Source organism: Vibrio jasicida CAIM 1864 = LMG 25398 (assembly GCF_000400365.1).
In the GTDB taxonomy this organism is placed as follows: domain Bacteria; phylum Pseudomonadota; class Gammaproteobacteria; order Enterobacterales; family Vibrionaceae; genus Vibrio; species Vibrio jasicida.
Genome location: NZ_BAOG01000014.1, coordinates 170,116 through 184,579 on the forward strand (window position 1 = coordinate 170,116; position 14,464 = coordinate 184,579).

Consider the following 14,464-nt stretch of genomic DNA (forward strand, 5'->3'; position numbering starts at 1 on the left):
ATGGCGGGTTACCAACCTAAAAAGCGTAAAATGACCGCAGAGATTAACGTTGTACCTTATATCGACGTTATGCTTGTACTGCTGATCATTTTCATGGCGACCGCTCCATTTGTCACTCAAGGTGTGGATGTAGACCTTCCAAAAACCTCTACCGCGGAATCAATGCAAGATCTTGCTGGTGAAACAGACAGTAGCTTCATCATTATTGAAATCGATCGCGATGGTAATTTGGGCCTAAGCGTGAATGATGAAGAGGTTCAACGCGGTCTATCACTACAAGACGTTATTGTTCGTGTGAAAGCAGAGCGGGAAATCAAACCTGATTCTCCGGTTGCAGTAGGGGGTGATGCCGCAACGCCATATGCAGATGTGGTACTTCTGCTTGATGAGCTAAGTCGGGCTGGCATCCCTAAAGTAGGTCTGATGACCGATATCAGGGAATAGACATCGAACATCTATGAAAGACAATAAGAAGAAAACCAAAGAATACACCAAGCCGATAGCAATATCGGTTGGTTTGCATGCGCTTTTGGTCGTAGCGTTACTTTGGGGTACAGATTTCAACATGTCTAAACCCGAGCCGACAGGGCAGATGGTGCAGGCGGTTGTTATTGACCCGAAGCTTGTCCAACAACAAGCCAAAGAAATTCGTCAGCAACGCGAGAAAGCGGCAAAAAAAGAGCAAGATCGTCTTGATAAACTGAGACGTGAAGCTGAGCAGCTGGAAAAGAATCGCAAAGCTGAAGAAGAGCAAATTCGTAAGCTGAAAGAGCAGCAAGCAAAAGATGCAAAAGCCGCTCGCGAAGCTGAGGTCGCTCGTAAGAAGAAAGAGCAAGAACGTAAGGCCGAAGAAGAACGCACTCGTAAAGAGAAAGAGCGGGCAGCAAAGGCCGAACAAGAGCGTAAAGCCAAAGAAGAGGCCGTACGTAAAGCGGAGCAAGAACGTGTAGCGCGCGAGAAAGCGGCGAAAGAAGCCGAAGAGAAAGCGAAACGTGAACGTGAAGCCGCAGCAAAAGCCGAGCAAGAACGCATCGCGAAAGAAAAAGCAGCCAAAGAGGCCGCTGAGCGCGAACGTAAAGCTCGAGAAGCCGCAGAGAAAGCAGAGCGTGAACGCAAAGAGCAAGAAGCGGCTTTGGATGACATTTTTGCAGGCCTTGAAAGTGAAACAAGCGCAAACCAACAGGCTCAAGGGCAATTTGTTGCTGATGAAGTCACTCGTTACAGCTCTATCTATACTCAGCTTATTCAAAGCAAACTGCTAAAGGACGATTACCTATTGGGAAAGGAGTGTAGAGTTAACATTAAGCTGATTCCTACGGGAGCTGACATGATCGTTTCGTCAGTCAATGTGCTTTCTGGTGACTCTAGAGTATGCGCGGCTGCAAAGAGCGCAATCGCACAAGTGCCGAGTTTTCCAATATCTACTGATTCAACAGTTAACCAAAGGCTGAAGGACATTAACCTTACGGTCGCACTACAACAATAAGGGATAAGCCGTGATTAAACGCCTTTTACTAGGAATGTTTGTACTGCTTGGCAGTCTAACGAGTGTGGCTCATGCTGCACTAGAGCTGGTGATTACCGATGGTATTGACTCAGCACGACCAATTGCTGTTGTTCCATTTAAATGGGAAGGCAGTGAACCTCTTCCAACGGACATCTCTGCTGTGATTGCATCAGACTTGCAACGCAGTGGTAAATTCAGCCCGGTACCGACCAGCAAAATGCCACAAACGCCAACCAACGAATCAGAAGTAAACTTTGATGCGTGGACCGGTTTGGGCGTAGATGCATTATTGACCGGTTCAATTAAGAAAAACGAACAAGGTAACTACGTGGTTAACTACCAGTTAGTTGACGTTGTTCGTGGCCAATTAACGAAGGGTCAAAGCAAAGCTCTCGGTGATGACGGAGAACTGGTTCTTTCCAAAGACCACGTGTTGTTTAACAAGGTTGCGACAGTAGAAGGCCCACGCATGCGTGAGTACGCTCACCGAATTGCGGACCTTGTCTACGAGCAATTGACTGGCGAACGCGGCGCATTTATGACTCGTATCGCTTATGTTGTTGTAAACGACAAAGATCGCTTCCCTTACCAGCTGCGTGTTGCCGATTACGATGGTTACAACGAACGTTTAGTACTTCAATCTAAACAGCCACTGATGTCTCCAGCATGGTCTCCTGATGGCCAGAAATTGGCTTACGTGAGTTTCCAGAACGGCCAAGCTGAGATCTTCATTATGAACATCTACACCGGCGAGCGAGAGAAGATTACGTCATACCCTCGTCACAATGGTGCGCCAAGATTTTCGCCTGACGGCAGTCAGTTAGCTTTGGTTCTTTCTAAGACAGGTTCACTTCAGGTTTACACGTTGGATCTGAAAACTCGTAAGCTGACACAAATTACGCGTGGCAGATCAAATAATACAGAACCGTACTGGCACCCTGATGGCAAATCACTGATTTTCACATCTGACAGGGGTGGTAAACCTCAGATTTATCAAGTAGATTTGGGCAGCGGTTCTACTAACCGTTTGACTTGGCAAGGCAGCCAAAACTTAGGCGGTCAAATCACTCCTGATGGTCGATTCCTTGTCATGGTGAATCGCAGTGATTCGGGCTTCAACTTGGCTAAGCAAGATTTGGAAACAGGTGCTCTTCAGGTACTAACAAAAACATTGCTTGATGAGTCTCCGAGCATTGCCCCAAATGGTGGCATGGTTATCTATAGCTCAATCTACAACAAGAAAAACGTACTATCGATGGTGTCAATTGATGGTCGATTTAAAGCTAGATTACCGGCAACAAATGGGCGTGTCAGAGCTCCCGCATGGTCACCGTTTTTGTAGTAATAAAATTGATTAATAAAGGAAAATAAGATGCAACTGAACAAGGTTCTAAAAGGACTGCTAATCGCGATTCCTGTGATGGCAATGACGGCTTGTAGCTCAAGTGATGACGCGGCTTCAAATACGGGGGCAGAAACCAACACTAGCGGTTCTGAAACAACAGTAGTAACGCCAATCGATCCAAACGGTCAATTGACAGAGCAAGAGCTAAAAGAGCAAGCACTACGCGAAACTCAAACTATTTACTTCGCATTTGATAACTCAACAATTGCAGGTGACTACGAAGAGATGCTAGCAGCTCACGCAGCTTACCTAAGCAAGAACCCTGCTCTTAAAGTGACAATCGAAGGTCACGCTGATGAACGTGGTACGCCAGAGTACAACATCGCACTAGGCGAGCGTCGTGCTGAAGCAGTATCAAACTACCTACAAGCGCTAGGTGTTCAAGCTGACCAAATCGCAATCGTTAGTTACGGTGAAGAGAAGCCACTTCTTCTAGGTCAATCAGAAGATGTTTACGCTAAAAACCGTCGTGCGGTTCTAGTATACTAATTCGAGGTAAACCTCATGTTCAGTAACACTAAGCGCGCTGTTACGCTTACGTTACTGGCAAGTGCAGCGAACTTCGCGTTCGCTGCACCAGCTCCAGTATCAGATCTCAACAGCACATCATCAGTATCAACTCGATCTTCTTCAGAATCAGATGTCGAGCGTTTAGAGCGCTTGCTGCAAAATCGCAACCGTGTTCAGCTCCAAATGCAAGAGCAAATTGACCAAATGTCACAAGAGATCAGTGATCTACGTGGTCAGTTAGAACGCAATAGCTACGAAATGCAGCAAATGTTAAAGCGTCAACGTGAGTTGTTTGTCGAGCTAGATCGTGTGCGTGGTGAAATGAAAGCTGCGCCAGTAAAAGAAACCAAGCCTGCAGAAACAGGTGGCAAATACACGTCCAACGCTGATGAGCAAACCGCTTATCAAGAAGCCGTGGATTTGATCCTTAAGAAACGAGACTACACGGGCGCTATCGCGGCTTTCCAGCAGTTCCAAAAGGATTACCCGAACTCGACTTACTCAGCAAACTCCCACTACTGGCTAGGCCAGTTGTATTTTGCTAAGAAGCAAGACAAAGAAGCAACGAAGAGTTTTGCCGCTGTGGTTTCTTACAAAGATTCTAACAAGCGTGCAGACGCATTGGTTAAGCTAGGCGATATTGCTGAGCGTAACAATAATGCTGCACAAGCGAAGAAATACTATCAGCAAGTTGTCGATGAATATGCCGGCAGTGCGTCAGCGAAAATCGCGAGCGCTAAGCTGAAGTAATAAAACTCATACATTGAGACTAATAAAGGGAGCTTCGGCTCCTTTTTTCTTGTTTGCTCGTTTTACTTCACTGGTTTTTCTTTGCAACAACCCAATTCTATTTTGTCGATAGAATAGTTATTTGCGTCAAAGATATACGGCTAGACTGCTAGAAATTCCCGCTCTGGGTTGGTTTTTGAAAATTAACGAGGTTACAATACTCGGATTAAAGGAAGTTGCGTAGAGCAAGAGCAATGAGCCACATATTAGATAAAATCGAGACAGTTTACCCATTCCCTCCAAAACCAATCCCATTAAGCCAAGAAGAAAAAGCCGATTACATCGAGCGAATCAAAAAGCTGCTTAAAGAGAAAGATGCTGTGCTTATCGCACACTACTACACCGATCCTGAGATCCAAGCATTAGCGGAAGAAACGGGTGGTTTTGTTGGTGATTCGTTAGAGATGGCGAAATTTGGTAACCGTCACCCAGCAAGCACATTGATCATTGGTGGTGTTCGCTTTATGGGCGAATCTGCAAAGATCTTAACACCAGAAAAACGCATTCTAATGCCAACACTAGAAGCGGAATGTTCACTTGACCTTGGCTGCCCAGCGGACAAGTTTAGCGAGTTTTGCGACGCTCACCCTGACCATACGGTCGTGGTATACGCAAACACTTCTGCGGCGGTTAAAGCACGCGCTGATTGGGTTGTAACGTCTAGTATTGCACTGGAAATCGTTGAACACCTAGACGCAGAAGATAAGCCAATCATTTGGGGCCCAGACCGTCACCTAGGTTCTTACATCGCAAACAAGACTGGCGCAGACATGCTGTTGTGGCAAGGTGAGTGCGTAGTTCATGACGAGTTCTCTGCGGACGCACTGCGTAAGATGAAGAACGTATACTCGGATGCGGCAATCCTAGTGCACCCAGAATCACCAGCTAGCGTGGTTGAGCTGGCTGATGCGGTTGGTTCTACGAGTCAGCTTATCAAAGCGGCGAAAGAGCTACCTCATCAGAAAATGATTGTTGCAACCGATAAAGGCATCTTCTTTAAAATGCAACAACTGGTGCCAGAGAAAGAACTGATTGAAGCACCCACTGCTGGTGCAGGTGCGACTTGTCGCAGTTGTGCACACTGTCCTTGGATGGCAATGAACGGTCTTAAAGCGATTGAAAAAGCATTGAATGAAGGTGGTGAAGAACACGAAATCTTCGTTGATGAAGCGTTGCGTGTGAAATCACTCATCCCATTGAACCGCATGCTAGACTTTGCTGAACAACTGAATATGCAAGTGAAAGGGAACGCATAGTCGTTCTGTCTGCCCAGACATCAGTTTGTTAAGACAAATCTCAAAAACCAGCCGAATTTGGCTGGTTTTTTTGTTTCTTACAATCAATGAGTTAGTATTTACTTATAGTAATCAGAAAGGAATCGGAAACTTATGGCTGTATGGCTAGTACTGAAAAAGTGGCTGAGCACCCATCTTTTCAAATTAAGCAACCGAAACCTTCTCGTCATTAGCGGTAGCTATATTGGTATTTCTTGGCTGTTGCTGGCTCTCGCGGGGGAGCATGCACTTACCGACAGTTTCTCTAACTTCATTTATTACCTGATGGTGACTGCGTCGACGGTTGGTTATGGTGATCATTCACCAACGACGGATGCAGGGAAATGGGTCGTGGTTCTGTTTATCATTCCTGGTGGCTTGAGCTTGTTTGCGGCCATTTTGGGGCGTGTGGCAGGCGGTGCAATCGATTATTGGCGAGCGGGTATTTTAGGTAAACGGAGAGTAAGAGTGGAAAACCATATCGTATTATTGGGGTGGAATGGCGCAAGGACCATGCACCTTATTCGTATGTTGCAGCATGAAGAAGCGGGTAAGCGTCCCATTGTGTTATGTAGCCGTTCTGACATAGAGAACCCGCTACCGGGTGAGATCGGTTTCATCAAAGTGAACAGTTACACCGATGCACAAGAGATGAAAAACGCCAACATCACAAGCGCCAACTGTATCATTGTTGATAATCTCACCGATGATATTACCCTCTCGGCCGCCTTGTATTGTGCCTCTGTGAATCCTGATGCACACTTGCTTGCCTACTTTAAAGATGATGCTTTAGGTAGATTGTTGAGCCAGCATTGCCCTAAAGCGGAGTGTATACCTGCCGTAGGTGCTGAGATGCTGGCGAAAGCAGCCGTGGACCCCGGTTCAAGTGCTCTACACCAAGAGTTATTAGCTTCTACTCGAGGTATGACGCAATACTCGGTGATTTACCCTGAAGATCAAGCGACAACCAGTGTCGAAAAGGTGTTCAGCTTCATTAAAAAGCATCATCAGGCCACATTGATCGCCTTCGATCTTGGCAATGGCATTGAGCTAAACCCTGAGCTCGAAGCAGAAGTGCCACCAAATACCAAGCTGTTCTACATTGCAGATGAGCGCATTGATAATTTTGCATGGAACGACATGAATAAGGACAAATAATGCACATGATTGCTGACCTGTTGGCAGGTTTTCCCAATTTTCTTCTCTACTTTTCCGTCTCGATTGTCTTCGTGCTAGCGTTTAAATTCGTCTACGTAAAACTGACGCCATACGATGAATGGCACCTAATCAAAGAAGAAAAAAACACCGCAGCAGCAGTCGCACTGAGTGGTGCTTTTCTTGGTTACTGCTTAGCCATTGCTGGAGCGGCAACGAACTCAGTCAATATTGTTGATTTTATGGTGTGGGGCGTTGTTGCCATGTTGGCTCAAATCATTGCTTTTGGCATTGTGCGATTCATTCTATTGCCTAAAGTCTCTGAGCGTATCGAGAACGACGAAGTACCCGCAGGTATTGTACTCGCGGGAGTCTCTATCTCTGTCGGCGTACTTAACGCAGCTTGCATGACTTACTAGGAGGGGCGATGAAACGCAGTTCCAACGTAAAACGATCTTCGATGGATAAAAGCTTCAAAGTTGGGCGAATCATCCCGTTTGTCGCTTTTGGTGGCATCTTCTTTCTGGCGACTCAAGAGTCAGAAACAGAAGGCTATATCTATGTTGATGCGGATGAATGCAAATCAGACGCGCCAGAATTCAGCGAACAATGTGAAATAGCGTACCAAGAAGCGATGGCGAGAGCAGAAGAAAACGCTCCGCGCTATAACAACGAGTTTGAGTGTGAAGACGATTTCTATGAAGACGATTGTTATTACAGCTCACGTCACCGCTCGTATGTCCCGTTTGTTGGTGGCTACTTCTTTAGCCGCGCAGTGAGTGGCTTGAGTGGTTACAACAAGAGTTACTACTCAGAGCCGATGTATCGCTACAAGTCGAAGTATTACAACGGTGCAGGGCAGTTCTATGGTTCTTATCGTAACCAATCAACTAAAGTCGCAACCAGCAACTTAAATAAACGAGGTGGTGGCACGATAGGGCGCGCTATGTCCCGAGGTGGCTTTGGTAAAGCAGTCTCTGTTGGTCGAGGCGGTTAACAGCATTTATGTTTCGAAGAGAAATACAAGAAAGAGAAAACTGGCGTGATTTAGCACGCCAGTTTGGTTTTGGGTTTCACTCTATGTACGACCAACCTTATTGGGATGAGAGTGCGTACTATCAATTCACATTAGAGCAAATCGAACGAGATATAGAAGCGCCAACGGAGGAGCTTCATCAAATGTGCCTTGAAGTTGTGGATGAGGTGATTAGAAGTGAGCAGTTACTGACCCAATGCGCGATTCCGGAATCCATGTGGTCTCAGGTTGCTTCTTCTTGGAGAAGTAGAGAGCCGTCGCTTTATTCTCGGTTGGACTTTGCTTACAACGGTTCATCACCCGCAAAGCTTTTGGAAAACAACGCCGATACCCCCACATCCTTATTTGAAACGGGTTTTTGGCAGTGGGTGTGGTTAGAAGATGTCGTGAACAAAGGGCGTATCCATCAAAGAGCCGATCAATTCAACATCTTGCAAGATTTCTTGATTGAACGTTTTGCGGAAATCGCCAAATTGCAGCCAGGGCAAACGCTTCATTTCAGTTGTTGTAAATACACAGAAGAAGACAAAGGCACGGTCCAATATTTAGAAGACTGCGCTCGAGAAGCAGGACTGTCGACCGCGTTCGTCTACGTCGAAGATATTGGCGTAACGGAAGAAGGGCGTTTCGTCGATGCCGATGGCCGAGCGATTCGGTGGATGTTTAAACTCTATCCATGGGAATTTATGTTTGAAGAGGAATACAACCAATATTTGGCAACGGCGAGCGTGAACTGGTTAGAACCGATGTGGAAATCCATTCTGTCTAACAAAGCACTGCTTCCTTTGTTGTGGCAACGCTTTCCAAACCATCCTAATTTACTGCCGGCGTATTTTGCCAATGATCCAAAAGCGGACCTTTTGAAAGACTACGTCATCAAACCACTGTTTTCTCGCGAAGGCGCGAATATAGAGATTGTGAAGAATGGACAGCGCGTAGTGAAAACCCCTGGTCCCTATGAGTCGGCTCATAACATTGTTCAGCAGTACTACCCGTTACCTAAGTTTGGTCCTAGTCATACTTTAATTGGCAGTTGGTTAGTAAACGATAAAGCCGCGGGTATCTCTATTCGTGAAGACAGCAGTTTAGTTACCCAAGATATGGCGCGTTATATTCCCCATGTCATTCTAGATTGATCAAAAAAGCTCTCCGACTTGGAGAGCTTTTTCATTTAGTGTATTCAATAGAGCAGAGAATCTTACTCTTCTTCTGCCAGCATGACACCACGCTGAGTCAAGCCGCCAAGCATCATTGGCATTGCATTGAAGATTTCTTCAAATTGCTCAAGACCTTCCATGCCTTGTTCTGCCAGTGTTGCTATTGTTGTTTCTGGATCGTACAGCATCGTCAAAGAAAGTAGAACGCCGCCCAGTAGCGCGCTGTCTTCGCTATCTTCTGGCATTAGGGTTTCCCAATCATCACGAGTCAACTGCCAGCCCTGAAGGACACCTTCACAGAAATCACGCGTGTTTGCTGACACGATATCTTGATCATCCAACTCACAGCCTTCTGGCCATTGCCACGCGCCTTCTAGAAGCGCTGGGCGAGTTTGGTTCCACATTTGAACAATCTCATCAATGTACTGTTCTAGTTGCTCGCCGTCTGTGAAGGGTGCTGTTTCTTCACCGCCCCATAGGAATGGCAGCCACTCTTGAGGGTTCAGCACGTTTGGCGCAGAAGCCATTGCCGTTACGAAGCCTTGAGTTTTCGCTAGGTTTAGTAGTTTTCCATCAAGTTCTGGAAGAGAAAGGATGTCTTGTAGTTTCAAAATAGAATACCATTTGTTAATGGGCTGGTTGGTTGCGCTCATATTACCAATCAATTAGTGATAAATCGATATTAGGGAATGATTCGGCTACATCTATGGAAATTCGCTCGTCACTCAGAAAAAAAAGCATTCTCGCCCTAACACTTTATTTGTGCTTCTTCATTGCTACGATTGGCTCTGTTGTGTATCTCGTTGTTGAGCCACCAGTTCGAAGCAAACTCGAACGTAATCTCGATTTGCGTACGCAGTTGTTGGCGTCTCAAATAGAAGAGCCGCTGACCAGCTCAGTTGGTCTGCTTAATAGTCTGGTAGGGCTAGGGCAAACGCCTGAACAGAGCATCTCCTTACAAAAGACGATTCCTCAACTCCTTCGTGTGAGTGACGACATCATTGTCAGTGGTGGCCTATGGCCGAAGCCAACCCTAGACGGTGCTCGTTGGCAATACACAAGCTTATTCTTCAATAAGAATGAAACGGGTGGGTTGGATCAGATCCACTCGTACAATAATCCTGAATCTGGCGGTTACGACAACGAACCTTGGTATCAATCTGTGGCCAATGCGCCTTCAGGAACCGTCACTTGGTCTGGCGTGTACATCGATACTTTCACCCAGGTTCAAATGATTACGGCGTCTGCACCCTATTATGAAGATGGGCTATTTGCTGGCGTGGCAACAGTGGATCTCTCTTTAGAAGCTTTATTTCAATTTATTCGAGAGCATACAAATCAATATTCTTTAGGGGTGGTTATCCGTGACGCTGATTCGCAAGTCGTGATTGAGCACAATTTCCAACTCAGCAAAGACATTTACATCAGCCAATTAGGCTTCGGAGCGTTCAATTGGCAGATGGACGTTGTTAACGCAAAGGTAAAAGTTGCCGACCAAGTGTTTGAACAAGTCATGAGTGTAGAGCGAGGTATTATTCCATTCTTATTGCTCTGTGTGCTGGTCGGATATTACTTGCTAAATCGATACATCGTTGAACCGATAGTGCGAATCGCTCAAAAAGTCGATGATTCTAAGACCGGAGGCATCATCGATATTGCTTATGATAGTGAGGATGAAATCGGCCACTTGGTGACTAAGTTTAACGAAAAAACCGTTTATTTAGAGCAAGAGAGGGTGAAGGCTCAGGCGTCTACCAATGCGAAAACTGCTTTTCTCGCCACACTCTCTCATGAGATCAGAACACCGATGAATGGTGTGCTAGGCACCGCGCAAATCTTGTTAAAGACGCCACTTACAGATGAGCAAAGAAAACACCTCAATACCTTGTATGATTCTGGCGATCATATGATGACGTTGCTTAACGAGATCCTCGATTACTCCAAAATAGAGCAAGGTCATATCGAACTTGATAACACCCCATTTCCTATCGAGTCCATTCTCGGCAGTATTAACAGTGTTTACCACACACTTTGTGCTGAAAAGGGCTTACAGTTCCGAGTCGTCTCAAATGTTCCACAAGGGCGATGGTACAACAACGATAAAGCACGCCTTCGCCAAGTACTGTTTAACCTTCTTAATAATGCCGTGAAATTTACGGATCGCGGTTTTGTTGAAGTTGAGTTGGAAGAACAGATACAGAGCGATCACGCTAAGCTTATTATCACTGTCAAAGACTCTGGAATTGGCATTCATCCCGATGCGCAAAAACGAATTTTCCGACCGTTTGAGCAAGCCGAATCTTCAACGATGCGTCGATTTGGTGGAACGGGTTTAGGACTAGCGATTGTTAAGCAGATCTCTGAACACATGAAAGGTGGCATTAGCGTTCAAAGCCAAGAATGTATTGGCACCAAGTTTGTGGTGGAACTGGAGCTCAATCCGTGTGAAGCGGGTGTTTCGGAATCGACCAACACACATAAGCTTGATTGCCAAGGTTTACACGCTCTGATCGTCGAAGACAATCGAACCAATACCATCATTATGGAGACCTTTTTACGAGCCAAAGGCTTTACGTGTGTGTGTGTGGAGAATGGACAGCAAGCGGTCGAGCAGGTCGCCAAGCAAGAGTTCGATTTGGTCTTAATGGACAACCATATGCCAGTACTCGATGGGGTAGGGGCAATCGCTGTGATTCGTTCCATGGACTCGCCTGCAAAATCTGTGTTGATCTTCGGTTGTACAGCCGATGTATTTAAAGAGACACAAGAGCGGATGCTCGATGTTGGTGCCAACCACATTATTGCTAAACCTGTTGTTGAGTCTGAGTTGGATGATGCCTTGTATCGCCATTCTTCAATCCTCTACCAATATCAAAATAAGCAGGGAGACGAGCCAGCGAAGCCGCGTAATGTAGAGGCATTGCTTTTGAATTTTTACATGGCGTTAGATGATGGTAACTTAGAACAAGCGATGACAACGCTCGCTCATATTTTTGACAGTGTTCAACCGAGCGTCACGCAGGAGTTAAGAGGCGTGATCGAACGTATTGAAAGTCACTTGATCAACGCATTATCTCCTGAACAAGAAGACATCGATCAGCTCACCATTTTATTGGCAGATCAATAACCTCACTCATAAAGAGGAAGCCGCTTGAACAGAGGTTCGAGTTGCTTCTTCTGTCCTTGTCCATTCATCAAATCTCACAAACTTCGCATTTACTCTGAAAATCCTTCTCCAAGTAGCATAAGCCGATCTTTTTGAAATTCGCTTACCAGATATTCGTCTGGTTTTTTGTGTTTTAGCGCGAGCTAAGTCGTTCGTTGGTAAGTAAATTACGTTTTTTAACTTCATTTTAGGTCCTTTAGCGGTGCCTTTTATTGGTTTTGGTGAAAGCTGCTACTTTTAACCTTAAAGTTGGTTATTAATTTACAACTGAGATTTTAAAACGGAATCATAAACTGAAAATATTGTGCTCTAATAGCGTCATTAACTGCTATGTAGTTTTAAATGCAGTAAATCATTTTATAGATGTCGTTTTTAATAGTGTTTGATTTTAGAGGTTGTAAATGAAGTCTCGTGGACCATTTTGTATTCGTAACGCCGCAGCGGATACTTTTGCTATGGTGGTTTTTTGTTTTATCACAGGGATGATCATTGAGATTTTGATCTCGGGTATGACGTTCGAGCAGTCTTTGGCATCGCGTACGTTGTCTATTCCGGTCAACATCGCGATTGCATGGCCTTATGGCATGTTCCGTGACTGGGTATTGCGCCAAGGCAACAAGCTTTCACCTTCATCTTTCATGAAGAACGTATCTGACTTGATGGCCTACGTGCTATTCCAATCTCCGGTTTATGCGGGCATTTTGCTTGCGGTAGGCGCTTCTACTGACCAAATTATCACAGCAGTAGCGAGTAACGCAGTTGTGTCTTGTGGTATGGGTGTACTTTACGGTTACTTCCTTGACCAATGCCGCCGTTGGTTCCGAGTACCTGGCTACTATCAAGAAGCATAATTGCCCCTGTTTTATGCAATTTAGCTAGATAGTGAGCAAACAAACGCAAAAGGGCGCTTTTTTTCGTGTTTAGCCTTGACCATCAGGCACATAATCATTAAATTAGCGCCTCGTTGGTTAACGATACCAACCAAAATTTGATTCGGTGAGTTGTCCGAGTGGCTGAAGGAGCACGCCTGGAAAGTGTGTATACGGCAACGTATCGAGAGTTCGAATCTCTCACTCACCGCCACATTCTTGAAGAAAGACGTCCTAGGACGTCTTTTTTTGTATCAAATTTTACCTATCAACAAGGTCCATATCTCTCAATAAAATCCACTGCCTGAATCAATGGCGCGATAAAACACGGTTGATTAAAGTTCTTGCCTCAATTGATCGTATAGTAACAAGGTTTAGAGGAGAGGCATTAATTGTTAATTAATGTGGTCTTTCTCATAGCTTGGTTTCGTACCATTGGGTTTAAACAACATAAGCGTTCTCAAAAACTAATAAACAACTATAAAACTGGTAAAGCGTCATAGAGTTAAAGTTTAAGATTGCTTACGAGTTTATCTTCTACAATTAAAACTACGTGAACCTTGAGTGTTAAAGTTGAAGGTTATGATGATTGTCAGGTTTATTTTGGTTTTCTCTATATACTCTACAAACAGCGTTCTTTGCTTTGCGCAAGGCGTTGAAACGCTCATGTATACTCAGTCAACATACCAGAGAATTCAGTATGTTGAAGATGCAGTTCTCTGGGGAATCAGTGATTATTGGGCGACTCCGGTTGAGACATTAACAAAACAACAAGGGGATTGCGAAGATATCGCTATTGCTAAATACTTTTCGTTGTTAAACAAGCGTGTCCCTAAAGAAAAACTGAGATTAGTTTACGTGCTAAAAGGTGACTCCGTACATATGGTATTGGAATATTTCGAGGGTGACCTGATATATGTTCTTGACAGCAGATATGAGCAGATTTATTTGGCAGATAGGTATTATAAGGGGACACGATTAGCATCATTTAACCATGATTACTTATGGGTAAATGAACATGTGTTTAGAATTACTGAAATCACTTTGCATAAATGGTCAGAACTGTTAGATAAAATGGATTTCAGGCATCAAGCCAGATTTAAAGAGTTAGAAACGGAAGTTTTTAGATAGTGGGTTATATCACTATTAAATTGGATTATAAGCTTCCGTTTGAGTCACTTAACGGCAGACTCAAAATTGCTCTTCAAGGAAAATATCGCATACACGAATTGCTGTAGTCTTACAAAACATAGGCGATAGTAATGCAATCATTTCGGGTTTGTGGGTGCAAACGGTTTTAAGTGAGCCTAATTGAGCACTTTTTTCATGCTGGTGCCACTCTTTGATTTTCTGATAAACCTCTTTTTCAGAACTTATATTCTTTAGTGAATGCTCTAATATATTAAAAGCGTTCATTAATTTTCCTTCCAGAACAAAATTCTGATGTTTTCTAGTTTCTTTGAATAGGTAAACAGACGTTACCCACCCAGATAAGCTAAGAGAAAGCATTAACCACACAGATAAAGCGTTACTAAATTTCGTCTTCATATAAAGTCTTCTTGTTCATCTTTTGTGCGTACTGTTCACAAAGTTTTA

Annotated in this window: 15 protein-coding genes and 1 tRNA gene; 14 read left to right on the forward strand and 2 right to left on the reverse strand. The window is 44.6% G+C overall.

Going from position 1 to position 14,464, the window contains the following annotated elements; all coding sequences use genetic code 11:
• From tolR to VJL_RS04370, 10 genes are all read left to right on the forward strand, one after another.
• Positions 1-444 carry a protein TolR gene (tolR, locus tag VJL_RS04325; protein WP_038866811.1) on the forward strand — a complete coding sequence of 148 codons (444 nt, stop codon included), beginning with the start codon at positions 1-3 and terminating at the stop codon, positions 442-444.
• A gap of 13 nt (positions 445-457) precedes the next feature.
• Complete coding sequence (gene tolA / locus VJL_RS04330) at positions 458-1,486, forward strand: cell envelope integrity protein TolA (RefSeq protein ID WP_038875976.1); 1,029 nt, start codon at positions 458-460, stop codon at positions 1,484-1,486.
• Between the two features lie 10 nt (positions 1,487-1,496).
• A complete protein-coding gene (tolB, locus tag VJL_RS04335) occupies positions 1,497-2,849 on the forward strand; it encodes a Tol-Pal system beta propeller repeat protein TolB (RefSeq protein ID WP_080774305.1) in 1,353 nt (450 codons plus the stop codon).
• Between the two features lie 30 nt (positions 2,850-2,879).
• Positions 2,880-3,401 carry a peptidoglycan-associated lipoprotein Pal gene (gene pal / locus VJL_RS04340; protein WP_038866814.1) on the forward strand — a complete coding sequence of 174 codons (522 nt, stop codon included), beginning with the start codon at positions 2,880-2,882 and terminating at the stop codon, positions 3,399-3,401.
• A gap of 15 nt (positions 3,402-3,416) precedes the next feature.
• Positions 3,417-4,172, forward strand: a complete 756-nt coding sequence (gene ybgF, locus VJL_RS04345) for a tol-pal system protein YbgF (protein ID WP_038875980.1) — start codon at positions 3,417-3,419, stop codon at positions 4,170-4,172.
• Positions 4,173-4,405: 233 nt separating this feature from the next.
• Positions 4,406-5,467, forward strand: coding sequence for a quinolinate synthase NadA (nadA, locus tag VJL_RS04350; protein WP_038875982.1), 1,062 nt, complete (start codon positions 4,406-4,408; stop codon positions 5,465-5,467).
• Between the two features lie 132 nt (positions 5,468-5,599).
• Positions 5,600-6,643 carry a potassium channel family protein gene (locus tag VJL_RS04355; RefSeq protein ID WP_038866818.1) on the forward strand — a complete coding sequence of 348 codons (1,044 nt, stop codon included), beginning with the start codon at positions 5,600-5,602 and terminating at the stop codon, positions 6,641-6,643.
• Entirely contained in the window at positions 6,643-7,059 is a 417-nt protein-coding gene (locus VJL_RS04360; RefSeq protein WP_038866820.1) for a DUF350 domain-containing protein, read from the forward strand. Before VJL_RS04355 ends, VJL_RS04360 begins: the two co-directional genes overlap by 1 nt.
• 8 nt (positions 7,060-7,067) lie before the next feature.
• Complete coding sequence (locus VJL_RS04365; protein ID WP_038866823.1) at positions 7,068-7,637, forward strand: DUF1190 domain-containing protein; 570 nt, start codon at positions 7,068-7,070, stop codon at positions 7,635-7,637.
• An 8-nt stretch (positions 7,638-7,645) separates the two neighbouring features.
• Positions 7,646-8,812 carry a glutathionylspermidine synthase family protein gene (locus VJL_RS04370; protein ID WP_038875984.1) on the forward strand — a complete coding sequence of 389 codons (1,167 nt, stop codon included), beginning with the start codon at positions 7,646-7,648 and terminating at the stop codon, positions 8,810-8,812.
• A 62-nt stretch (positions 8,813-8,874) separates the two neighbouring features.
• Here VJL_RS04370 and VJL_RS04375 read toward each other — a convergent pair whose 3' ends face one another.
• Positions 8,875-9,486: a YecA/YgfB family protein gene (locus VJL_RS04375; protein ID WP_096030927.1), complete on the reverse strand. Its 612-nt coding sequence runs from the start codon at positions 9,484-9,486 to the stop codon at positions 8,875-8,877.
• A gap of 53 nt (positions 9,487-9,539) precedes the next feature.
• Here VJL_RS04375 and VJL_RS04380 point away from each other — a divergent pair, with 53 nt between their 5' ends.
• The 4 genes from VJL_RS04380 (at position 9,540) to VJL_RS04395 (ending at position 13,999) form a co-directional block, all read left to right on the forward strand.
• The gene (locus tag VJL_RS04380; protein WP_038875985.1) at positions 9,540-11,960 is read left to right on the forward strand and encodes a hybrid sensor histidine kinase/response regulator; all 2,421 of its coding nucleotides are present in this window, start codon (positions 9,540-9,542) and stop codon (positions 11,958-11,960) included.
• Positions 11,961-12,400: 440 nt separating this feature from the next.
• Positions 12,401-12,850 (forward strand): L-alanine exporter AlaE, encoded by a 450-nt coding sequence (locus tag VJL_RS04385; protein ID WP_038875987.1) that lies wholly within the window; start codon positions 12,401-12,403, stop codon positions 12,848-12,850.
• A 144-nt stretch (positions 12,851-12,994) separates the two neighbouring features.
• A tRNA-Ser gene (locus tag VJL_RS04390) sits at positions 12,995-13,082 on the forward strand.
• A 368-nt stretch (positions 13,083-13,450) separates the two neighbouring features.
• Complete coding sequence (locus VJL_RS04395; protein WP_050568809.1) at positions 13,451-13,999, forward strand: transglutaminase-like cysteine peptidase; 549 nt, start codon at positions 13,451-13,453, stop codon at positions 13,997-13,999.
• A gap of 60 nt (positions 14,000-14,059) precedes the next feature.
• Here VJL_RS04395 and VJL_RS04400 read toward each other — a convergent pair whose 3' ends face one another.
• Positions 14,060-14,416 carry a hypothetical protein gene (locus tag VJL_RS04400; protein WP_038875989.1) on the reverse strand — a complete coding sequence of 119 codons (357 nt, stop codon included), beginning with the start codon at positions 14,414-14,416 and terminating at the stop codon, positions 14,060-14,062.
• Positions 14,417-14,464: the final 48 nt, after the last annotated feature.

Excerpts from the sequence above, each read along its gene's own strand:
- tolR (WP_038866811.1), top strand. The coding sequence starts at position 1 with ATGGCGGGTTACCAACCTAAAAAGCGTAAAATGACCGCAGAGATTAAC.
- tolA (WP_038875976.1), top strand. The coding sequence starts at position 458 with ATGAAAGACAATAAGAAGAAAACCAAAGAATACACCAAGCCGATAGCA.
- pal (WP_038866814.1), top strand. The coding sequence starts at position 2,880 with ATGCAACTGAACAAGGTTCTAAAAGGACTGCTAATCGCGATTCCTGTG.
- ybgF (WP_038875980.1), top strand. The coding sequence starts at position 3,417 with ATGTTCAGTAACACTAAGCGCGCTGTTACGCTTACGTTACTGGCAAGT.
- nadA (WP_038875982.1), top strand. The coding sequence starts at position 4,406 with ATGAGCCACATATTAGATAAAATCGAGACAGTTTACCCATTCCCTCCA.
- VJL_RS04355 (WP_038866818.1), top strand. The coding sequence starts at position 5,600 with ATGGCTGTATGGCTAGTACTGAAAAAGTGGCTGAGCACCCATCTTTTC.
- VJL_RS04360 (WP_038866820.1), top strand. The coding sequence starts at position 6,643 with ATGCACATGATTGCTGACCTGTTGGCAGGTTTTCCCAATTTTCTTCTC.
- VJL_RS04365 (WP_038866823.1), top strand. The coding sequence starts at position 7,068 with ATGAAACGCAGTTCCAACGTAAAACGATCTTCGATGGATAAAAGCTTC.
- VJL_RS04370 (WP_038875984.1), top strand. The coding sequence starts at position 7,646 with ATGTTTCGAAGAGAAATACAAGAAAGAGAAAACTGGCGTGATTTAGCA.
- VJL_RS04375 (WP_096030927.1), bottom strand. The coding sequence starts at position 9,486 with ATGAGCGCAACCAACCAGCCCATTAACAAATGGTATTCTATTTTGAAA.
- VJL_RS04380 (WP_038875985.1), top strand. The coding sequence starts at position 9,540 with ATGGAAATTCGCTCGTCACTCAGAAAAAAAAGCATTCTCGCCCTAACA.
- VJL_RS04385 (WP_038875987.1), top strand. The coding sequence starts at position 12,401 with ATGAAGTCTCGTGGACCATTTTGTATTCGTAACGCCGCAGCGGATACT.
- VJL_RS04395 (WP_050568809.1), top strand. The coding sequence starts at position 13,451 with ATGATGATTGTCAGGTTTATTTTGGTTTTCTCTATATACTCTACAAAC.
- VJL_RS04400 (WP_038875989.1), bottom strand. The coding sequence starts at position 14,416 with ATGAAGACGAAATTTAGTAACGCTTTATCTGTGTGGTTAATGCTTTCT.